This window comes from Pseudomonas sp. DY-1, assembly GCF_003626975.1.
Taxonomy (GTDB): domain Bacteria; phylum Pseudomonadota; class Gammaproteobacteria; order Pseudomonadales; family Pseudomonadaceae; genus Metapseudomonas.
Genome location: NZ_CP032616.1, coordinates 5,540,173 through 5,561,341, shown reverse-complemented (window position 1 = coordinate 5,561,341; position 21,169 = coordinate 5,540,173). Strand labels below are relative to the sequence as shown.

22 protein-coding genes are annotated in these 21,169 nt (G+C 61.3%); 6 read left to right on the top strand and 16 right to left on the bottom strand.

The window, feature by feature from the left end:
• The first annotated feature begins 115 nt into the window (after positions 1-115).
• A complete protein-coding gene (locus D6Z43_RS26175; protein WP_371924293.1) occupies positions 116-1,096 on the top strand; it encodes a DMT family transporter in 981 nt (326 codons plus the stop codon).
• Here D6Z43_RS26175 and D6Z43_RS26170 read toward each other — a convergent pair whose 3' ends face one another.
• Entirely contained in the window at positions 1,097-1,807 is a 711-nt protein-coding gene (locus D6Z43_RS26170) for a tRNA-uridine aminocarboxypropyltransferase (RefSeq protein ID WP_120654892.1), read from the bottom strand.
• A 210-nt stretch (positions 1,808-2,017) separates the two neighbouring features.
• Between D6Z43_RS26170 and D6Z43_RS26165 the strand changes: the two genes are divergently transcribed.
• Complete coding sequence (locus tag D6Z43_RS26165; protein WP_120654891.1) at positions 2,018-2,431, top strand: quorum-sensing-regulated virulence factor family protein; 414 nt, start codon at positions 2,018-2,020, stop codon at positions 2,429-2,431.
• A 227-nt stretch (positions 2,432-2,658) separates the two neighbouring features.
• Complete coding sequence (locus D6Z43_RS26160) at positions 2,659-3,738, top strand: LOG family protein (RefSeq protein WP_120654890.1); 1,080 nt, start codon at positions 2,659-2,661, stop codon at positions 3,736-3,738.
• Between the two features lie 78 nt (positions 3,739-3,816).
• On the opposite strand, the gene recX is transcribed toward D6Z43_RS26160, so the two are convergent.
• From recX to D6Z43_RS26145, 3 genes are all read right to left on the bottom strand, one after another.
• Positions 3,817-4,278, bottom strand: a complete 462-nt coding sequence (gene recX, locus D6Z43_RS26155) for a recombination regulator RecX (protein ID WP_120654889.1) — start codon at positions 4,276-4,278, stop codon at positions 3,817-3,819.
• Between the two features lie 7 nt (positions 4,279-4,285).
• Positions 4,286-5,332 (bottom strand): recombinase RecA, encoded by a 1,047-nt coding sequence (recA, locus tag D6Z43_RS26150; protein ID WP_120654888.1) that lies wholly within the window; start codon positions 5,330-5,332, stop codon positions 4,286-4,288.
• An 87-nt stretch (positions 5,333-5,419) separates the two neighbouring features.
• Positions 5,420-5,932: a CinA family protein gene (locus D6Z43_RS26145; RefSeq protein WP_120654887.1), complete on the bottom strand. Its 513-nt coding sequence runs from the start codon at positions 5,930-5,932 to the stop codon at positions 5,420-5,422.
• Positions 5,933-6,002: 70 nt separating this feature from the next.
• Between D6Z43_RS26145 and mutS the strand changes: the two genes are divergently transcribed.
• Positions 6,003-8,576 (top strand): DNA mismatch repair protein MutS, encoded by a 2,574-nt coding sequence (mutS, locus tag D6Z43_RS26140; RefSeq protein WP_174235595.1) that lies wholly within the window; start codon positions 6,003-6,005, stop codon positions 8,574-8,576.
• A gap of 140 nt (positions 8,577-8,716) precedes the next feature.
• Positions 8,717-9,040, top strand: coding sequence for a ferredoxin FdxA (gene fdxA / locus D6Z43_RS26135; protein WP_120654885.1), 324 nt, complete (start codon positions 8,717-8,719; stop codon positions 9,038-9,040).
• Positions 9,041-9,570: 530 nt separating this feature from the next.
• On the opposite strand, the gene rpoS is transcribed toward fdxA, so the two are convergent.
• The 8 genes from rpoS to D6Z43_RS26095 all read right to left on the bottom strand — a co-directional run bounded on the left by rpoS (position 9,571) and on the right by D6Z43_RS26095 (position 16,740).
• Complete coding sequence (gene rpoS, locus D6Z43_RS26130) at positions 9,571-10,575, bottom strand: RNA polymerase sigma factor RpoS (protein ID WP_120654884.1); 1,005 nt, start codon at positions 10,573-10,575, stop codon at positions 9,571-9,573.
• 107 nt (positions 10,576-10,682) lie between these two features.
• Positions 10,683-11,585 carry a peptidoglycan DD-metalloendopeptidase family protein gene (locus tag D6Z43_RS26125; protein WP_256661054.1) on the bottom strand — a complete coding sequence of 301 codons (903 nt, stop codon included), beginning with the start codon at positions 11,583-11,585 and terminating at the stop codon, positions 10,683-10,685.
• 132 nt (positions 11,586-11,717) lie between these two features.
• Positions 11,718-12,353, bottom strand: coding sequence for a protein-L-isoaspartate(D-aspartate) O-methyltransferase (locus tag D6Z43_RS26120; protein ID WP_174235610.1), 636 nt, complete (start codon positions 12,351-12,353; stop codon positions 11,718-11,720).
• 41 nt (positions 12,354-12,394) lie between these two features.
• Entirely contained in the window at positions 12,395-13,144 is a 750-nt protein-coding gene (gene surE, locus D6Z43_RS26115) for a 5'/3'-nucleotidase SurE (RefSeq protein ID WP_120654882.1), read from the bottom strand.
• Positions 13,132-14,190, bottom strand: a complete 1,059-nt coding sequence (truD, locus tag D6Z43_RS26110; RefSeq protein ID WP_120654881.1) for a tRNA pseudouridine(13) synthase TruD — start codon at positions 14,188-14,190, stop codon at positions 13,132-13,134. The genes surE and truD overlap by 13 nt, the downstream gene beginning before the upstream one ends.
• Positions 14,187-14,660, bottom strand: coding sequence for a 2-C-methyl-D-erythritol 2,4-cyclodiphosphate synthase (ispF, locus tag D6Z43_RS26105; protein ID WP_120654880.1), 474 nt, complete (start codon positions 14,658-14,660; stop codon positions 14,187-14,189). The genes truD and ispF overlap by 4 nt, the downstream gene beginning before the upstream one ends.
• A gap of 53 nt (positions 14,661-14,713) precedes the next feature.
• Complete coding sequence (gene fghA, locus D6Z43_RS26100) at positions 14,714-15,559, bottom strand: S-formylglutathione hydrolase (RefSeq protein WP_120654879.1); 846 nt, start codon at positions 15,557-15,559, stop codon at positions 14,714-14,716.
• Positions 15,560-15,627: 68 nt separating this feature from the next.
• The gene (locus D6Z43_RS26095) at positions 15,628-16,740 is read right to left on the bottom strand and encodes an S-(hydroxymethyl)glutathione dehydrogenase/class III alcohol dehydrogenase (protein WP_120654878.1); all 1,113 of its coding nucleotides are present in this window, start codon (positions 16,738-16,740) and stop codon (positions 15,628-15,630) included.
• A 102-nt stretch (positions 16,741-16,842) separates the two neighbouring features.
• On the opposite strand from D6Z43_RS26095, the gene D6Z43_RS26090 reads away from it, so the two are divergent.
• Complete coding sequence (locus D6Z43_RS26090; RefSeq protein ID WP_120654877.1) at positions 16,843-17,757, top strand: LysR substrate-binding domain-containing protein; 915 nt, start codon at positions 16,843-16,845, stop codon at positions 17,755-17,757.
• Here the strand turns inward: D6Z43_RS26090 and ispD are convergent.
• From ispD to kdsA, 4 genes are all read right to left on the bottom strand, one after another.
• Positions 17,733-18,443 carry a 2-C-methyl-D-erythritol 4-phosphate cytidylyltransferase gene (gene ispD / locus D6Z43_RS26085; RefSeq protein WP_120654876.1) on the bottom strand — a complete coding sequence of 237 codons (711 nt, stop codon included), beginning with the start codon at positions 18,441-18,443 and terminating at the stop codon, positions 17,733-17,735. The genes D6Z43_RS26090 and ispD overlap by 25 nt on opposite strands.
• Entirely contained in the window at positions 18,440-18,724 is a 285-nt protein-coding gene (gene ftsB, locus D6Z43_RS26080) for a cell division protein FtsB (RefSeq protein WP_077527690.1), read from the bottom strand. Before ftsB ends, ispD begins: the two co-directional genes overlap by 4 nt.
• 163 nt (positions 18,725-18,887) lie before the next feature.
• Positions 18,888-20,177 carry a phosphopyruvate hydratase gene (eno, locus tag D6Z43_RS26075; protein ID WP_120654875.1) on the bottom strand — a complete coding sequence of 430 codons (1,290 nt, stop codon included), beginning with the start codon at positions 20,175-20,177 and terminating at the stop codon, positions 18,888-18,890.
• 144 nt (positions 20,178-20,321) lie between these two features.
• A complete protein-coding gene (gene kdsA / locus D6Z43_RS26070; RefSeq protein WP_120654874.1) occupies positions 20,322-21,167 on the bottom strand; it encodes a 3-deoxy-8-phosphooctulonate synthase in 846 nt (281 codons plus the stop codon).
• Positions 21,168-21,169 lie beyond the last annotated feature (2 nt).

The following is a 21,169-nucleotide window of genomic DNA, read 5'->3' as shown; positions in this document are numbered from 1 at the left end:
TTTGTAATGGGCCCAGACACGCCTCTCTGGGGTGTGGAGAGGCATTTCGGCACGACGGGATACGCTAGCCAGGACCCGGAGCTTGATACGGGCAGGCCGTAAAGCGGCGCTCAGCATGCCGAGCCGGGACGGGGTGGTCAAGTCGAACGCTTTACGGCAAAGTTTCCGGCTTTTCCCGTCGAGAAACACCATGCGAAGCCAAGCACTGCGCGCCGATATCCTGATGCTGATCACTGCCGCCATCTGGGGCGCAGCTTTCGTCGCCCAGCGCCTGGGCATGGATGCGGTCGGCCCCTTCCTTTATACCGGCCTGCGCTTCGCCCTTGGCGCCCTGATCCTATTGCCCCTGCTGCTGGTGCTGCCCAAGCCAGCGGTCAAGCAACCACTCAATCGCGGCATGCTGCTCGGCGGCTTGCTGATGGGCCTGGCCCTGTCGCTGGGAATCAATCTGCAGCAGGTGGGCCTGCTGTTTACCAGCGTCACCAATTCCGGCTTCATCACCGGTCTCTACGTCATCATCGTGCCGCTGCTGGGACTCTTCCTCGGCCATCGCACTGGCATGGGGACCTGGCTGGGGGCCAGCCTGGCGGTCATCGGTATGTTCCTGCTCAGCGTCGGTGAAGGTTTCCAGGTTGCATCCGGTGACTGGCTGCAGCTGGCTGGCGCCTGCGTCTGGGGCGTGCATGTGCTGCTGGTGGGTTTCTTTGCCAGCCGCTATGACCCGATCCGCCTTGCGATCCTGCAATTCGCGGTATGCGCGTTGGTGAGCCTGGTGCTGGCCGTCGTGTTCGAAGAGATCCGGATAGACGCCATCCTCCAGGCCGGCCCGGCCATTCTCTATGGCGGCGTTATCGCCGTCGCCATCGGTTACACCCTGCAGGTGGTAGCGCAGCGCCACGCCATCGCCTCCCACGCCGCCATCATCCTCTCCCTGGAAGCGGTGTTCGCCGCTATCGCAGGTGCCCTGCTGCTGGATGAGTCCCTGCACACACGCGGCTACTTCGGCTGTGCCCTGATGTTCGCCGGCATGCTGGTGGCCCAGCTCTGGCCGCAGAAGCGTGAAGTGCAGGCGAGCCCGACCAGCGCCGAAGCCTGATCAGAGGAAAACACTGAGCGCCTGGTGCGCCGGACTTGCCTCGTCCAGGGGCAACTTCCGCTTGGCGCCCAGGTAGCGTTCAGTGAACACATCCAGATAGGCGTTCAGCGCGCCACCGGCCTGTTCGTCACCGGCCAGCTCCAGGCAAAGCGCACCGACTTCGGCGGTGCATAGGTGCTCCTCGCGAGTGGAGCGGCGCAAGCGATAGCGGGAAATCTGCTCCGGGGTCAGGCTCAGCACTGGGAAGCGATCCAGATAGGGGCTCTTGCGGAACATCTTGCGCGCCTCGGTCCAGGTGGCATCGAGCAGGATAAACAGTGGCCGCTTGCCCGCCCCCGTCTCGACGTGATCCACCACACGCTCCGGCTCCGCATACTCGCCTGGAAACACCAGGTACGGCTGCCACTGCGAGTCTTCCAGCAGCGCCAGCAGTGCCTCATCCACCTCGGTGCGCGACCAGCCAAAAGCCCAGGTATCGGGCACCAGATCCGCAATCAGCCAACCGGTGTTGCTCGGTTTCATTGGCTCGGAGTGATACATCATCAGGCACACGCCGGAGCGCACAGGGACCTTGGGGCGCCAGGCGCAGAAGCAATACTCGAAAGCGACCCGGCACCCCGGGCAGCGGGGCGAACGCGATCCACGGGCCACGAAGGGACGGGTGCTGCGCGCAAGACACTCGGCGCGCAGGCGGAAAACAGCGTGACTCATCGAAGCGGATTCCAGTACGGCAGCTGATCAGCCCGCATACCGAATGGTGGCAGGTGAAATCAGATTGATCGGAAAGAATCGAGCGATTCTACCAGAGGCGTCGTAACGCACCGTCGACCGGACGACGCAGATTTTTCACGCGACAAGCCCCGCCTGCGAACGCACAATTGCCGCGCTGGTCAAACAGCTACTTTTCGTTAGGAGATTTCCATGCTGCGCCTCACTGCCCTCGCCCTTTGCGCGACCCTGCCATTGTTCGCCCAGGCCGCCTCACTGAAGGACTACGAGCTCAGCAAGATGCTCGATAAAGTGGCCAAGGAGAGCAGCGCCGGTACGCCGCGCGCGATCAACGAGGACATCCTCGACCAGGGCTACACGGTGGATGGCAACGAACTGGTGAATCACCTCAGCGTGCGTGAGGCCCATGCCGCCCAGATGCGCGCAAATCCCGATGCCGTGCGCGCACAACTAGGTGCGAGCGTTTGCCGCAACACCGGCTACCGTCAATTGCTGGCACGTGGCGCAGGCCTGCGCTATGAGTTCAGCGAGTACAAGACCAATCGCCCGGTGACTTCCGAGCGCTTCACCGCCAAGGACTGCGGCCTCAAGGCCAAGACCAACTAATCGTTTCTGCGGCGCTCCCCAGTTCGGAGCGCCTTCTCCTTCCCCTATGTGCAGCCGACGCGCTGCGCCATGCTCCAGAGCTTGGCCTCCCTACATTCAGGCGGAGGTCGGCTGGAAAAGATTCGTTCCCTGCCGCAAGCTGTAGTTGAGCGGCTCGACTGGGTCGCCCGGATTCCGGACACAGCCAGCAGAGCGGCTCAGAGAAGTCGATGAGCAAGGAGAATGCTATGCCCTATGATCCGGACGATTATCTCTCCCGGCACTTCCAGACCAGTGGAATCGACCTGACCCAGAAAGTCGATGAGCTGATCAACCTTACCGTTCCCAGCGGCAGCCCCAACCTCGCGCTCTACCGCGAAATGCTGATTACCGTGGTGCGCATGGCGCAGGCCGACCGCAACCGTTGGGACGCCAAGATCATGCTGCAGACTCTGCGCGAAATGGAGCACGCCTTCAGCGTACTAGAGCAGTTCAAGCGGCGTCGCAAAGTCACCGTGTTTGGCTCGGCGCGAACCCCTGAGGGGCACCCCGTCTACACTCTGGCCCGCCAGTTGGGCGCTGAACTGGCCAAGCGCGACCTGATGGTTATCACCGGTGCAGGTGGCGGCATCATGGCCGCAGCCCATGAAGGTGCTGGGCTGGAAAACAGCCTTGGACTGAATATCACCCTCCCTTTCGAACAACATGCCAACACTACGGTCGATGGCACCGAACATTTGCTGTCGTTCCACTTCTTCTTTGTACGCAAGCTGTTCTTCGTCAAGGAAGCCGATGCGCTGGTGCTATGCCCAGGTGGTTTCGGCACGCTGGATGAAGCGCTGGAAGTGCTTACCCTGATCCAGACTGGCAAGAGCCCGGTCGTGCCAGTGGTGTTGCTGGACGAGCCGGATGGTAGCTATTGGGAAGACGCCATCGGATTCCTCCACGAGCAACTGGAACGCAACCGCTACATCCTGCCCAGCGACATGAACCTGATGCGTCTAGTGCGCAATGCCGACGAAGCCGCAGCAGAAATCGCGCAGTTCTACCGCAACTACCACTCCAGCCGCTGGCTGAAGAACAGCTTTGTGATTCGCATGAATCATTCGCTCAGCGGACGGGCCCTCGACCAGATTCGGGAGCAGTTCGCAGACCTATGCCTGGAGGGCGATTTCAGTCAGCAAGCGTATCTCGAGCCGGAGAAGGATGAGCCGGAGTTCAGTGAGCTCATTCGCCTGGCATTTCGCTTCAATGGCCGTGACCACGGTCGCCTGCGCGAGCTGATCGACTTCATCAACCTGCCGCAACACTGGGCCAGCAAAGTCTGATCCGCCAAGCACAACCAATCCCATCCAGCGACCAGCCATGCGCGACCGCGCATGGCTCAAGGCTGCCCTTATGGAACGTCAGTCGTCGGAACTACCGCGCAGGAGACGGCTGATCATCTCCATGGAATAGCCACGGTAGGTGAGAAAGCGGCCCTGCTGAGCACGCTCGCGGGCGTCCTGGGGCTGCCGATTGAACTTACGACGCCAGACCTCGCGCAGCTGTTCGTTCCAGTCGATATCAGCCTCGCGCAGGGCCAGGTCGATATCGCTTCGTGGAAGACCGCGCTGGGCCAGCTCTTCGCGAATGCGTTGCGGCCCATAGCCGCCGCGGGCGCGGCTGGCGATGAAGCTTTCGAGATAGCGGGATTCGGAGAGCAGGCCCTCTTCCGTCAAACGGTCGAGGGCACTGTCGATCAACTCAGGAGGGGCGCCGCGCTGACGCAGCTTACGCGTCAGCTCGAATCGCCCATGCTCGCGCTGCGCCAGTAGGTCCATGGCGGCCCGCCGCACTGCGGCGGAGTTGTCGAGCACTACAGGCATAGGAGGATCAGAGGTCTACGTCGGCCAGATCGTCAACTGTGGCAGCCGACTTGGTGTTGGCAGACGAGTCGACCAGCAGCTTCTCGCGGATGATCTTCTCGATGGCGCTAGCAACTTCCGGGTTGTCTTCCAGGTACTTGGCGGCATTCGCCTTGCCTTGGCCGATCTTGTTGCCCTGGTAGCTGTACCAGGCACCGGACTTCTCCACCAGGCCCTGCTGCACACCCAGGTCGATGATCTCGCCGGTGCGGTAGATGCCTTTGCCGTACATGATCTGGAATTCGGCCTGGCGGAAGGGCGGAGCCACCTTGTTCTTCACAACCTTGACGCGGGTTTCACTGCCCACGACTTCCTCACCCTCTTTCACCGCGCCGGTGCGGCGAATGTCGAGGCGCACGGAGGCGTAGAACTTCAGGGCGTTACCGCCAGTGGTGGTTTCCGGGTTGCCGAACATCACACCAATCTTCATACGAATCTGGTTGATGAAGATGACCAGGCAGTTGGCGTTCTTGATGTTGCCGGTAATCTTGCGCAGTGCCTGGGACATCAGGCGCGCTTGCAGACCAACGTGGGAGTCACCCATTTCGCCTTCGATTTCGGCCTTGGGTACCAGAGCGGCCACGGAGTCGACGATGATCACGTCAACGGCGTTGGAGCGCACCAGCATGTCGGTGATTTCCAGGGCTTGTTCGCCAGTATCCGGTTGGGAAACCAGCAGATCGTCGACATTCACGCCGAGCTTGCCGGCGTAGTCCGGATCCAGGGCATGTTCGGCGTCGACGAAGGCGCAGGTAGCGCCCATTTTCTGGGCTTCGGCGATGACGGAGAGGGTCAGGGTGGTCTTACCGGAAGATTCGGGACCGTAGATTTCTACGATACGCCCCTTCGGCAGGCCGCCAATACCAAGCGCGATGTCCAGGCCCAGGGAACCGGTAGAAATAGCCGGGATAGCCTGGCGGTCATGGTCGCCCATGCGCATGACCGCGCCCTTGCCGAACTGTTTCTCGATCTGGCCCAGGGCAGCAGCCAAGGCGCGCTTCTTGTTCTCGTCCATTGAAGTCCTCACTAAAATCAAGAGGGCCTGGCGGCCACCAACAACTGTATAAGTAGACAGTATTATTCCATAGGGCAAGTCGCTCGCCTACCCCTGAACGGCTTTTTCTCCTGCAGCTAGTCGGATCAGTCCCTTGAGCGCTTCCGCAACAGTTTGTCGGCGCACGGCCAGGCGATCGCCCGGAAAGTGGCGGCGTACAGCCTCGACATCCCTTCCATTCCCCCACGCCAACCAGACCGTACCGACCGGTTTATCCGGCGAGCCACCATCCGGTCCGGCCACACCGCTGACCGCTATGGCGAAACGTGCGCCGCTACGCTGCTGGGCGCCATGCACCATTGCCTCGACCACCTCTCGGCTGACCGCTCCCACCTGCGGAAACAACTCCATCGGCACCGCGAGCTGCTCGGTTTTCTGCGTATTCGAGTAGGTGACATAGCCCGCCTCGAACCAGGCGGAGCTACCCGGAATACGGGTGATCGCTTCGGCGATGCCACCGCCGGTACAGGACTCTGCGGTGGTTACCGACTCACCACGCGCCTTTAGCTCCTCTCCCAGCCTGGCGGCCAGGGAAGTCAGCTCTTCATCGGTAACGGACATGTGCACTCCGGGGTTAAAGCGGGCCAGCGGGATACCGTACACTAGCGCCTTTTGCACGCAAGGCCAGCCAATGAGTCAGAGCGATCTCAGCGAACACACCCCGATGATGCAGCAGTACTGGAAGCTGAAAAATCAGCACCCGGACCAGCTGATGTTCTATCGCATGGGCGACTTCTACGAGATCTTCTATGAGGACGCCAAGAAAGCCGCCAAGCTGCTCGACATCACCCTGACCGCACGCGGCCAATCGGCAGGCAAGTCGATTCCCATGGCCGGCATCCCTTTCCACTCGGTGGAAGGTTACCTGGCCAAACTGGTGAAGCTTGGTGAGTCCGTAGTCATTTGCGAACAGATTGGCGACCCCGCCACCAGCAAAGGCCCGGTGGAACGCCAGGTGGTTCGTATCATTACGCCAGGCACCATCAGTGACGAAGCGCTATTGGATGAACGCCGCGACAACCTGCTCGCTGCCGTGCTCGGCGATGAGCGTCTGTTCGGCCTCGCAGTTCTGGACATCACCAGCGGGCGCTTCACCGTGCAGGAAATCAAAGGCTGGGAGAACCTGCTGGCTGAACTGGAGCGTCTCAACCCTGCCGAGCTGCTGATACCGGACGACTGGCCCCAGGGCCTGCCGGCCGAAAAGCGCCGCGGCGTACGCCGTCGTGCCCCCTGGGACTTCGACCGCGATTCGGCAAAGAAGAGCCTCTGCCAGCAGTTCGGAGTTCAGGACCTCAAGGGCTTCGGTTGCGAAACGCTGACCCTTGCAATTGGCTCGGCCGGCTGCCTCCTGGGCTATGCGAAGGAGACGCAGCGCACCGCCCTGCCCCACCTACGCAGCCTACGCCACGAGCGCATCGACGACACCGTCATCCTCGATGCTGCCAGTCGCCGCAATCTGGAGCTGGACGTGAACCTGGCCGGGGGCCGAGACAACACCCTGCAATCAGTGATCGACCGCTGCCAGACCGCAATGGGCAGCCGCCTCCTGAGTCGCTGGCTGAACCGCCCACTGCGCGACCGTGCTGTGTTGGTTGCCCGGCAGGACGCCATCGACTGTCTGTTGGATCGCTATCGTTTCGAAAGCCTGCAGCCGCAGCTGAAGGAGATCGGCGACGTCGAACGTATCCTCGCCCGAATCGGCCTGCGCAATGCGCGCCCCCGTGACCTGGCCCGCCTACGCGACGCCCTCGCCGCCCTGCCGCAACTGCAAGGCGCGATGACTGAACTGGAAGCTCCGCACCTGCAGGAGCTGGCAGGCAGTATCCGCACCTATCCGGAACTGGCCGACCTGCTGGCTCGCGCCATCATAGAAAACCCGCCAGCTGTCATTCGTGACGGTGGCGTGATCAAGACCGGCTACGACGCTGAACTGGACGAACTGCAGGCACTTAGCGAGAACGCCGGCCAGTACTTGATGGATCTGGAAGCGCGGGAAAAGGCCCGTACCGGCCTACCCAACCTCAAAGTCGGCTACAACCGCATCCACGGTTACTTCATCGAGCTGCCGCGCGTGCAAGCCGAACAGGCACCTGCGGACTACATTCGCCGCCAGACCCTGAAGGGCGCCGAGCGTTTCATCACGCCAGAACTGAAAGCCTTCGAAGACAAGGCGCTATCGGCCAAGAGCCGCGCCCTGGCACGGGAGAAGATGCTCTACGACGAGCTTCTGGAACTGCTGATCGAACAGCTGGCACCGCTGCAGGATACTGCCGCCGCCCTGGCTGAGCTGGATGTGCTGAGCAACTTCTCCGAGCGGGCGCTGAACCTCGACCTGAACCGACCACGCTTCGTCGACGAACCCTGCATGCGCATCAACCAAGGCCGTCACCCGGTGGTGGAACAGGTACTGGACACCCCCTTCGTGGCCAACGACCTGGCCCTGGATGACGCCACCCGCATGCTGATCATCACCGGCCCGAACATGGGCGGTAAATCGACCTACATGCGCCAGACCGCACTGATCGTGCTGCTCGCCCACATCGGTTGCTTCGTGCCGGCGGCCAGTTGCGAGCTGTCGCTGGTGGACCGCATCTTCACCCGCATCGGTTCCAGCGACGACCTGGCTGGCGGCCGTTCCACCTTCATGGTGGAGATGAGCGAAACCGCCAACATCCTGCACAACGCCAGCGCAAGCAGCCTGGTGCTGATGGACGAAGTGGGTCGCGGCACCAGTACGTTCGACGGTCTCTCGCTGGCATGGGCGGCAGCCGAGCATCTGGCCCAACTGCGTGCCTTCACCCTGTTCGCCACCCACTACTTCGAGCTGACCGTTCTGCCTGAAGCTGAACCGGTGGTAGCGAACGTCCATCTGAATGCCACCGAGCACAAAGAGCGCATCGTATTCCTGCACCATGTGCTGCGGGGCCCGGCAAGCCAGAGCTATGGCCTGGCGGTAGCGCAATTGGCAGGCGTCCCCGGCGGAGTGATCCAGCGCGCCCGCGAGCATCTGGCGCGGCTGGAAACCACCAGCCTGCCTCATGAAGCTCCGCGGCAGGCCCCCGGCCAGCCAAGCGCGCCAATGCAGAGCGACCTGTTCGCAAGCCTGCCGCACCCGGTGCTGGACGAATTGGCGAAGATCAAGCCGGATGATCTGACGCCTCGGCAGGCGCTGGAGCTGTTATATACACTGAAGTCACGCATCTAACCCCTTAACCGCACAAGCTGCTAGAATCCCGCGCGCTCTGGAGTGCACCCGGGAATCAGCCTACCCGGTACCGTGAGTTCCCGAGCCGAGAAGCCGGATATAGAAGGCTTCCGAGCCGCCGCTTGAGGAGAAGAATAGAAATGACCTTCGTCGTCACCGACAACTGCATCAAATGCAAATACACCGACTGTGTGGAAGTCTGTCCGGTGGACTGCTTCTACGAAGGCCCGAACTTCCTGGTCATTCACCCGGACGAGTGCATCGACTGCGCACTGTGCGAGCCCGAATGCCCGGCGCAAGCCATCTTCTCCGAGGATGAAGTGCCTGAGGACATGCAGGAGTTCATCGAACTGAACCGTGATCTGGCCGAAGTGTGGCCAAACATCACCGAGAAGAAAGAAGCCTTGGCCGACGCCGAAGAGTGGGATGGTGTCAAAGGCAAGCTGGAGCATCTGGAGCGCTGATTCGTCTGCGCATCCAAACGCAAAAAGGCCCGCATCTGCGGGCCTTTTGCTTTCCTGCGGGCGAAAAAAGGGGCGGGGGATACCCGCCCACTCTTTTGTCCCTATTCCCTGTATTCCTTGCTCATCATCCTGATGAATCGCATCCCGCGATGTCCCTGGTCGACGTCCTTATCAACCCGCGTACATCCTGTACGCAAGAGTGATATTAGTGATCCGGGAGCACAGAGCAAGTTGGCAGGCTGCCGCACAGACGACCAAGCCAGTTCAATGTAAAAAAATAAATTTCTTATTAATCAATAAGTTAAAAATTCTCCTATCAGATTTTCACCAATCACGAGCAGCAACCTCCTCTAATCACGCACATAGCGTGTAAGCAATGACTTACACCGCAACGCATAAAAGAGGACTTCGTTGATCCGTGAAACACGCCTTCAAGCCCGACTCCAGTCACAGCATCAGGCCGTTCTATTCCTCCACTCCGACCATGAAAAAGCCCGGCCTAAGCCGGGCTCTTTCGCTTTGCTCCAGGTTTACTGGAACAGGGCATCGCTAGACAAACCGTTCTTCTCCAGGATCTCCCGAAGCCGTTTCAGCGCTTCGACCTGGATTTGCCGCACCCGCTCACGGGTCAGGCCGATTTCCTGGCCCACTTCCTCGAGCGTGCAGCTTTCATGACCGCGCAATCCGAAGCGGCGAACAACCACTTCTCGTTGCTTGTCGGTAAGTTCGGACAGCCACTGGTCGATGCTCTGCGAGAGATCATCGTCCTGCAACAGCTCGCAGGGGTCGGTGGGTCGATCATCGGTCAGTGTGTCCAACAGAGTCTTGTCGGAATCCGGACCGAGGGAAACGTCCACGGAAGTCACCCGCTCGTTGAGACCGAGCATGCGCTTGACCTCGTCAACAGGCTTTTCCAGCAGATTGGCGATTTCTTCAGGCGAAGGCTCGTGATCCAGTTTGTGGGTCAACTCACGTGCGGCTCGCAGATAGACATTGAGCTCCTTGACCACATGGATCGGCAGGCGGATGGTCCGGGTCTGGTTCATGATGGCCCGTTCAATGGTCTGACGGATCCACCAGGTCGCATAGGTAGAGAAGCGGAAGCCTCTCTCCGGATCAAACTTCTCCACAGCCCGGATCAAACCGAGGTTGCCCTCTTCGATCAAGTCGAGCAGCGACAAACCGCGGTTGACGTAACGTCGTGCGATCTTCACTACAAGGCGGAGGTTACTTTCGATCATGCGCTTGCGCCCGGCAGGATCACCACGCTGCGCAAGGCGCGCGAAGTGCACTTCTTCTTCCGGGGTTAGCAGGGGGGAAAAACCGATTTCGTTGAGGTACAGCTGAGTCGCGTCTAGCGCGCGGGTGTAGTCGATATACTTGTGTTGCTTTGGTGAGGTTGAATGCCGGGATTTTGCGGTAGGCAGAGGCGCGTCGTTCTCCTCGCTCAACGCATCATCCAATATGACGCCCGGCTCCAGAAGGAGCAGTTCGTCATCGACGTCAAACTCCGGCGCTTCTTTATTGAGTGCCATTGTTGTTGTCCCTTGCTGAGTTCGACAACAAGCCCTGGCGAAGCCTTATATCCCTGGCGCCGCCCGAGCCCGTCCTTACCACGTGGTGGAACGGGCTGAATAACGGGTCAACGACGTGGCAGGTATTGCAGCGGATCTACAGGCTTACCCTGACGGCGAATTTCAAAATGAAGCTTCACCCGGTCAGTTCCCGTTGAGCCCATCTCGGCAATTGTCTGCCCGACCTTGACCTGCTGTCCCTCCCGCACCAGCAGCCTGCGGTTATGACCGTAGGCGCTTACGTAGGTATCGCTGTGCTTGATGATGACCAATTCGCCGTAGCCCCGTAATCCACTTCCGGCATAAACAACTGATCCATCTGACGCAGCCAAGACAGGCTGGCCTAATTCCCCAGCGATATCAATCCCTTTATTCAAACTGCCGTTTGACGAAAAACGGCCGATCAAAGGCCCACTCGCGGGCCATACCCAACCGGCTGCAGAGCGCGTAATAGACGCGTTCTGGGTAGATACAGGTGCAGTCGCGACCGGTTGCGGTGCTTGCGATTGGGGGCGGACAGCCGGTTGCTGGGGCTGCACGGGCGGGCGGGTCGAAGTAGCGCTACTACCCGTTCTTGAATTGGTCACCACGGGTGCGGTAGCGACCGTTGTCGGACGAGCCTGGCTAGGTTGGCCATCGAAACGGATGATCTGGCCGGGACGAATCACGTAGGGTGCAGGAATGCTGTTGCGCGCTGCCAGGGCTTTCCAGTCCCAGCCAAAGCGAAACGCTATGGAATAGAGGGTGTCGCCGCGCTGGACGCGGTACTGGCCGCTGGTGACGGGTTGTCGCTGTGGCGCGGAAGTCGCCCCCGAATGATTGCGATCGACGATGCTGACACCATCTTTCTGGGTACTGGAGCAGCCGGCAAGCAGAATGCCGACGGCCAAAACGGGCAACCAGGTAAGCCCATTCCCCACGCGAATCCACTGCCGAATGGCCTTCAGGCTCACTCTTGTCCCCTTTCCCAACATTCGAAGGTCTTGATCATTGTGCCGGAAATATCCGGACGAGCCAGTCGCCTGCCGCACAAAGTACTGCAGGAAGGCCGCTTGGCGGTGCATCAGAAAGTTGCCCTAGACGCAGGTTCCCTGAAATCGGCCTCAGGCGAGCGGGCCACTGAGCAGCGGCACGAAGCGTACGGCGTCGAGCACATGGCGAGTGAATCCCTGCTCCTCGCGAACGATCAGCATCAATTGCTGGACATCGCCCGCACCCACCGGAATCACCAGACGCCCACCGGGAGCCAGTTGATCCAGCAGCGCCTGGGGAACATCCGCCGCCGCCGCCGTCACGATGATGCCGTTGTAAGGCGCCAGCGCTGGCCAGCCTTCCCATCCATCGCCCCAGCGGAACACCACATTGCGCAGGTTGAGAACCGCCAGACGTTCCTTGGCCTTGTCCTGCAGGACCTGAATGCGTTCAACGGAAAACACGCGCTCGACCAGCTGCGCGAGGATTGCGGTCTGATAGCCCGAGCCGGTACCAATCTCCAGCACCTTGTCCAGCGGTCCCGCAGCCAGCAGGAGCTCGGTCATCCGAGCGACCATATAGGGTTGCGAGATGGTCTGGTTGTGGCCGATCGGCAGCGCAGTGTCCTCGTAGGCGCGATGGGCCAGGGCCTCATCGACGAACAGGTGACGCGGTGTCCGGCGAATGGTTTCGAGCACACGGGCGTTGGACAGCCCTTCCTCGTACAGACGCTGGATAAGGCGTTCGCGAGTGCGCTGGGAGGTCATGCCAATCCCACGGCGCATCAGGTCATCCTGTTCCCGGGACATCAGAGCAGGCCCTCCAACCAGCTATCGAGGCCCTGGAAGGCCTCATTGAAAGTCCGATCGAGCTGCAGGGGTGTGATGGACACATAGCCCTGCATCACTGCATGGAAATCCGTACCGGGCCCGCCGTCTTCAGCGTCACCGGCCGCTGAGATCCAATATCCCTCCTTGCCCCTGGGGTTGACCACCTTTACCGGTGCGGCAGCACGTGCGCGATGGCCCAGGCGGGTCAGTTGGATACCCCGGATGCGCTCGAGCGGCAGGTTGGGAATGTTCACATTGAGCACGGTGCGCGGCGGCAGGTCGAGCTGATCATGCGCAGCCACAAGCCGGCGCGCGATGTGCGCGGCGGTGGGCAGGTTATCGGCCTGGCGCGACAGCAGCGAGAAGGCGAACGCGGGCAAGGCGAGGAAGCGCCCTTCCAGAGCCGCGGCCACGGTCCCCGAATAGAGCACGTCATCGCCCAGGTTGGCGCCGAGGTTGATCCCCGAAACCACCATGTCAGGCAATTGCTCGAGCATGCCGTTGAGCCCGAGGTGGACGCAGTCGGTCGGCGTGCCGTTGAGGCAGATGAAACCGTTGTCCAGCGTACTGGGGTGAAGCGGGCGGTCCAGGGTCAGGGAACTGCTGGCGCCGCTCTTGTCCTGGTCCGGTGCGATGACCACGCAGTCGGCGTAATCCTTGAGCGCACCATGCAAAGCGGCCAGACCGGGTGCATTCACCCCGTCGTCGTTGGAAATCAGAATGCGCATGGGTTTTCCGTCTGCCCTGTCGGCAGCAGATCGACGAGCTCACGCACCACTGCGGTGGCGAAGCATCCAGCCGGCAGGACGAATTCCAGTTGCAGAACGTCAGGCTCGGGATAATGCCACGTCAGGCCGCCGATGGGGAGGCGGAGGATGCGCCGTTCGTGCGCCATTCCCGCTTCGGCCAACCAGTGGCAAAGTGCCGGCTCCACCGCGGCAATCGCCGCTTCCAGCATCTGAGGCTGACCTTGAGCAGGCGATGCGCCCTCTCCCCACAGCGGCCCGGTCGGATGCAGATCCAGCTCGGCCAGACGGGGGTCGCTGCACTCGGCCTCGCCTGCAGGGAAGAAGCTGCGACTGGTGGTGAAAGCGAGCAGATCACCAACTTGAGCCCGGTTCCAGGTACCGGCCGCAATACGCTCGGCCAACACCCGATTGAAGAGAAAGCTGCGACCTGCCGAGAGCAGCCGCGAACGAAGATTGCGTTGCACCGGCAGTTCCTTGCGCTCAGCAAAGGCGAGGGCGTCAACCACGTTTCCACCGCCATGACCAAAGCGCTGCAGGCCGAAATAGTTGGGCACCCCGGCCTCGGCCAGTTGCTTGAGTCGCGCGTCCAGTGCTTCTCGATCAGCAACCAGGCGGGTCAGGCGCAGGGTGAAGCCATTGGCCGAATGGGCCCCGCGTTGCAGCTTGCGCTTGTGACGGACTATCTTGAGTATCCGCAGATTCGCGCTCTCAGCGGCAGACAGGTCCGGATCAGCCTTGCCCGGCAAGTGCAGGCTGAACCATTGGCGGGTCAACGCCTGACGGTCCTTCAGCCCGGCATAGCTCACCACTTTCAACGGCACGCCGGCAGCCCGGGCAATGCGCCGCGCGGCTTCCTCGGTGTTCAGCTCACGCTTCTCCACCCAGAGCCAGAGGTGCTCGCCCTCACCTTCCAGCGGAATGTCCAGCACTTCGTCGACCTGGAAATCCTCTGCCACGGCCTTCAGTTGTGCCTGCCCGAGGGGCTCACCATGGGCGCGCGGGCCCAGCAGTTCGAGCTCGTTCATACCGGTAGCAGCAGGGCAACCGCGTGTACGGCGATGCCCTCCTCACGCCCCGTGAAACCGAGCTTCTCGGTAGTGGTGGCCTTGACGTTGACGTGGTCCAGGTCGACCTCCAGATCGGCTGCAATATTGGCGCGCATGGCCTCGATATGTGGTGCCATCTTCGGCGCCTGTGCAACGATGGTTCCGTCGACATTGCCGACTTTCCAGCCCTTGGCTTTCACCAGAGAGAGCACATGACGCAGCAGCGCACGGCTGTCAGCACCCTTGAACTGTGGGTCGGTATCAGGGAAGTGCTTGCCGATGTCGCCCAGCGCGGCTGCGCCAAGAAGGGCATCGGCCAATGCATGCAGCAGCACGTCGCCGTCGGAATGGGCAATGAGCCCGAACTTGTGGGGTATGCGCACGCCGCCGAGGGTGATGAAGTCGCCTTCACCGAAGCGGTGTACATCGTAGCCGTGGCCAATTCGCATAGAGAAGAACGCCCTGAAAAGTCAGGGCGTGATTCTACCCATTTTGCGGACGCTTAGCCCTTGAGGGCCTCGGCGTGATGCTTCAGGTGGTCGCCAATGAAACTGGCAATGAAGTAGTAGCTGTGGTCGTAGCCAGGTTGCAGGCGCAGAGTCAGCGGGTGCCCGGCTGCATTGGCTGCTGCCTGCAGGGCTTCGGGCTTGAGCTGATTGGCAAGGAAGTCATCACGGTCGCCCTGGTCCACCAGGATCGGTAAGCGCTCGTTAGCCTCGGCCAGCAACACGCTGGCATCCCACTCGCGCCAGCGGGCTCGGTCGTCACCCAGATAGCGACTGAATGCCTTTTCGCCCCAAGGGCAGGCCATAGGATTGCTGATAGGGGCGAACGCCGACAGCGACTGATAGCGCCCCGGATTGCGCAGCGCGCAAACCAATGCACCGTGGCCTCCCATCGAGTGGCCGCTGATACCGCGCTTCCCAGACACAGGGAAGTTGGCCTCGATAAGCGCGGGCAACTCGTGCACCACGTAGTCATGCATGCGGTAGTGACGTGCATAGGGCTCCTGGCTGGCATTCAGGTAGAAGCCGGCGCCAAGACCGAAATCCCAGGCATTGTCTGGATCAGCAGGTACATCTGCGCCACGTGGGCTGGTGTCCGGCGCAACGATGATCAGCCCCAGCTCCGAGGCCAGGCGTTGCGCGCCGGCCTTCTGCATGAAGTTCTCATCGGTGCAGGTCAGCCCCGACAGCCAGTAGAGCACTGGCAACTTTCCACCTTGTTCCGCCTGGGGCGGCAGGTAGACCGCGAACACCATCTCGCAGTTGAGACTGGTCGAGCGGTGACGGTAGCGCTTGTGCCAGCCGCCGAAGCTCTTGTTGCTGGAAACGATCTCAAGAGTCATGGAGCGATCTCCGTCAAAGCCGGGCGCCCGAAGCTGAAGGCCTTGCCTGCCTCGGGCTGCCCGCCTGATTAGTAGTGGACGACCGAGCGGATGCTCTTGCCTTCGTGCATCAGGTCGAAGGCCTTGTTGATGTCGTCCAGCCCCATGGTGTGGGTGATGAAGGTATCCAGCGGGATTTCACCCTTCTGTGCCTTGTCCACATAACTCGGCAACTCGGTACGCCCCTTCACGCCGCCAAAGGCCGAACCGCGCCACACACGACCGGTCACCAACTGGAACGGACGGGTGCTGATCTCCGCACCAGCCGGCGCTACGCCGATGATGACGGACTCGCCCCAACCCTTGTGGCAACACTCGAGCGCCGCGCGCATCAGATTGACGTTACCGACGCACTCGAAGCTGTAGTCGACGCCGCCATCAGTCATTTCGACGATGACGTCCTGGATCGGCTTGGCATGGTCCTTCGGATTGACGAAATCGGTGGCACCCAGTTCTCGGGCCACATCGAACTTCTCCGGGTTGATGTCGATGGCGATGATGCGCGATGCCTTCGCCATCTTGGCGCCAATGATCGCCGCCAGACCGATGCCGCCCAGACCGAAGATGGCCACTGTGGCGCCCTCTTCTACCTTGGCGGTGTTGAGCACAGCGCCGATGCCGGTGGTCACGCCGCAACCCAGCAGGCAGACCTTCTCCAGCGGAGCTTCCTTCGGGATCTTCGCCAGGGAGATTTCCGGCAGCACGGTGTACTCGGAGAAGGTGGAGCAGCCCATGTAGTGGTAGATCGGCTGACCGTTGTAGCTGAAACGGGAAGTGCCGTCCGGCATCAGACCCTTTCCCTGAGTGGCGCGTACTTTCTGGCACAGGTTGGTCTTGCCGGATTTGCAGAACTTGCACTCGCGGCATTCGGCTGTGTAGAGCGGGATGACGTGATCACCCACCGCCAGCGAGGTAACGCCCTCGCCCACCGCTTCGACGATGCCGCCACCTTCATGGCCAAGGATGCAGGGGAACACGCCTTCGGAGTCGGCGCCGGACAGGGTATAGGCATCGGTATGGCAAACGCCCGTTGCCACGATCCGAACCAGGACTTCGCCGGCCTTGGGCGGCGCGACGTCGACTTCGACGATCTGCAGCGGCTGGTTGGGCGCAAAGGCCACAGCGGCACGGGACTTGATCATGGTCATTCTCCTGCTGATTGAAATGGCCAAGGAGTGTAGTTGAGGCGCCAATGGTAAATAATCGACCACAAAGCAAAACTTTATTGCTGTGGAGGGATAATGATGAGTCGTTGGGAAGGCCTGGACGAATTCGTCGCCGTTGCCGAAACCGGCCAGTTCACCGCTGCGGCGGATCGCCTGGGTATTTCGTCATCCCATGTCAGCAGGCAGATCGCCCGACTCGAAGAACGCCTGCAGACACGCCTGTTCTATCGAAGTACCCGGAAGGTAGCCCTTACCGAGGCCGGACAGACCTTCCTGCAGCACTGCCAACGCCTGATGGATGCACGCGAGGAAGCGCTTCGAGCAGTGAGCGACCTCGCCAGCGAACCCAAGGGCTTGCTGCGCATGACCTGCGCGGTGGCCTATGGCGAACGGTTCATCGTGCCACTGGTCAACGAGTTCATGGCACGCCATCCACAGTTGCGCGTGGACATCGAATTGAGCAATCGCACCCTGGACCTGGTGCATGAAGGACTCGACCTGGCGATACGCCTGGGCCGTTTGCAGGATTCGCGGCTGGTGGCGACGCGCCTTGCGCCGAGGGTCATGTACCTCTGCGCAGCGCCTTCCTATCTGGAGCGTTATGGTCGCCCGCACAGCCTCTCGGAGTTGGCGCGGCACAACTGCCTGATTGGCAGCGCGGACCATTGGGATTTCCTCCAGCAAGGGCGCGAGCATGCGATCAGGGTCCAGGGCAACTGGCGCTGCAACAGTGGCCAGGCCGTGCTAAATGCGGCGCTGCGGGGGTTCGGCCTATGCCAGTTGCCCGACTACTACGTGCTGGAGCATCTGCGTAGCGGTGCGTTGGTGTCGCTGTTGGAACAACACCGCCCGCCGAACACGGCGGTCTGGGCACTTTATCCACAGCAGCGGCACCTCTCGCCAAAGGTGCGGCAACTAGTGGACCTACTGAAGGCTGGGCTGGCCGAACGGCCGGAATATGCGACGGATCAGACGCGTGTCGACCAACGCTGACGCAGCCAGTCGAGATCTTCGGGACGGGTGATCTTGAGGTTGTCGGCGCGACCCTCTACCAGCCTGGGCGCGTTGCCGGCCCACTCCATGGCAGAGGCTTCGTCGGTGATGGCAACACCTGCTACCAAGGCATCAGCCAGCGCCCGGTGCAGGGCACCGAAGCGAAACATCTGTGGCGTGTATGCCTGCCAGATCAGGCTGCGGTCTACGGTTTCCGCTACCCGGCCATCGGCGCTTGCACGCTTCAAGGTGTCCCGGGCCGGCACGGCCAGCAGGCCACCCACCGGGTCGTCAGCCAACTCTGCCAGCAGCAGGTCAAGATCGTAGCGCGACAGGTTCGGTCGCGCCGCATCATGCACCAGCACCCAGTCGTTGGCTCGGGCGCCGTGCTCGGCCAGCCGCAACAAAGCGCTGAGCACCGAATCCGAGCGCTCCTTGCCGCCATCGGCACGGATGATGCGCTCGTCGGTGGCGCAGGGCAGCGTTGGCCAGTAGGGATCGTCGACCGAAAGGCTGACTACCAGTCCCTTGAGCTGTGGATGATCCAGGAAGCAGTCGAGGCTGTGCTCGAGAATGGTTCGCCCGGCGAGTTCGAGATACTGCTTGGGACGGTCGGCGCGCATGCGGGCACCGACACCGGCGGCAGGAATCACCGCCCAGAAAAAGGGGATATCGGCCTGGTTCATTCGGAAATCTGGTAGAGGGTTTCGCCTTCCTTGACCATACCCAGCTCGTGCCGGGCACGCTCTTCGACGGTCTCCATACCCTTTTTCAGCTCCATCACTTCCGCTTCCAGAATGCGGTTTCGCTCCAGCAGGCGTTCGTTCTCGCCTTTCTGTTCGGCAATCTGGTGTTGTAGATCCTGGACCTGCGCCAGGCTACCGTCGCCCACCCAGAGGCGATACTGCAGGCCCGCCAGCATCAGGATCAGGACAACGAACAACCAGTAAGTGTTAGGGCGAGTCATTTTGCCAGGGAGTATCCATGCGAAAAGGGCAGCTTGCGCTGCCCTTCTACCAGTCCCTGCCGGCTGGGCAGGTTGAAATCAGGTGATAACGCGCAGTTTACATGAAGTAAAGAGGCATTCAGCGGCTGATTTCAACCCGGCCTGACCGATTGCAGCTGCGGACTTAGCCGCGGAACTCGGCACGGCCACGGTACGGCGCTTTCTCGCCCAGTTGCTCTTCGATACGCAGCAGCTGGTTGTACTTGGAAACGCGGTCGGAACGGCACAGGGAGCCAGTCTTGATCTGACCGGCGGCGGTGCCTACGGCCAGGTCGGCGATGGTGCTGTCCTCGGTCTCACCGGAACGGTGGGAGATCACCGCGGTGTAGCCGGCAGCCTTGGCCATCTGGATGGCTTCCAGGGTTTCGGTCAGGGAGCCGATCTGGTTGAACTTGATCAGGATCGAGTTGGCAATGTTCTTCTCGATGCCTTCCTTGAGGATCTTGGTGTTGGTCACGAACAGGTCATCACCTACCAGCTGAACCTTGGTGCCGATCTTGTCGGTCAGGTCTTTCCAGCCGGCCCAGTCGGACTCGTCCATGCCGTCTTCGATGGAGATGATCGGATAACGCTGGGTCAGGCCAGCCAGGTAGTCGGCGAAGCCTGCAGCGTCGAACACTTTGCCTTCACCGGCGAGGTCGTACTTGCCTTCCTTGAAGAATTCGCTGGAGGCGCAGTCCAGAGCCAGGGTCACGTCAGTGCCCAGCTTGTAGCCTGCATTGGCGACAGCTTCGGCGATCGCGGCCAGGGCGTCTTCGTTGGAAGCCAGGTTCGGAGCGAAGCCGCCTTCGTCACCGACGGCGGTGTTCAGGCCACGGGCCTTCAGCACGGCTTTCAGGTGGTGGAAGATCTCGGCGCCCATGCGCAGGGCGTCGGCGAAGTTCTTGGCGCCAACCGGCTGCACCATGAATTCCTGGATGTCGACGTTGTTATCGGCATGCTCGCCACCGTTGATGATGTTCATCATCGGTACCGGCATGGAGTACTGACCGGGAGTGCCGTTCAGGTCGGCAATGTGGGCGTAGAGCGGTACACCCTTGGCCTGGGCAGCGGCCTTGGCGGCGGCCAGGGACACGGCGAGGATGGCGTTGGCGCCCAGCTTGGCCTTGTTCTCGGTACCGTCCAGCTCGATCATGGCGCGGTCGAGGGCTTTCTGGTCAGCAGCGTCCTTGCCCAGCAGCAGGTCGCGGATCGGGCCATTGATGTTGCCCACAGCTTTCAGTACGCCCTTGCCCAGGTAACGGCTCTTGTCGCCATCACGCAGTTCCAGTGCCTCGCGGGAACCGGTGGAAGCACCGGACGGCGCGCAAGCGCTGCCGATGATGCCGTTCTCGAGGATCACATCGGCTTCCACGGTGGGGTTGCCACGGGAGTCCAGAACCTCGCGGCCCTTGATGTCGACGATCTTTGCCATTGTTGTTAGCACTCCAAAAGTTGACGAAAACGCTCAGCAGAAAGTGAGGCAATTCGCCGGGCCTCGGGGTCGGCTGACCCGGCGAACGTCCTGACCGATCGGTCAGATTGTGCCCACGCGGCACTTTACCGGAGATCGGCCCGTTCAGGCAGTCTCGATCGGCGGAAAACTCTTGACCAGGTCGTCCAGCTGCTTGAGCTGGGACAGGAAGGGTTCGAGTTTGTTCAGGCGCAAAGCGCAGGGACCATCGCACTTGGCGTTGTCCGGGTCCGGATGGGCTTCAAGGAAGAGGCCCGCCAGCCCCTGGCTCATGCCGGCCTTGGCCAGGTCGGTGACCTGGGCACGGCGGCCGCCAGCGGAGTCGGCACGGCCACCCGGCATTTGCAGGGCGTGAGTGACGTCGAAGAAAACCGGGTACTCGAACTGCTTCATGATGCCGAAGCCGAGCATGTCCACGACCAGGTTGTTGTAGCCGAAGGAGGAACCACGCTCGCAGAGGATCAGACGATCATTACCGGCTTCCTCGCACTTGGTGAGGATGTGCTTCATCTCGTGGGGTGCAAGGAACTGGGCCTTCTTGATGTTGATCACCGCACCGGTCTTCGCCATCGCGACCACAAGGTCGGTTTGGCGAGACAGGAAGGCCGGCAGTTGGATGATGTCGCAAACTTCAGCCACCGGAGCTGCCTGATAGGGCTCATGGACGTCGGTGATCACCGGCACGCCGAAGGTCTTCTTCACTTCCTCGAAGATCTTCATGCCCTCTTCCAGGCCCGGGCCGCGGAAGGAGTTGATCGAGGAGCGGTTGGCCTTGTCGAAACTGGCCTTGAACACGTAAGGGATACCGAGCTTCTCGGTCACCTTGACGTACTCCTCGCAGACCTTCAGGGCGAGGTCGCGGGACTCCAGCACGTTCATACCGCCGAACAGCACGAAGGGCTTGTCGTTGGCAATCTCGATGTTACCGACGCGGACGATCTTCTGCGCCATGG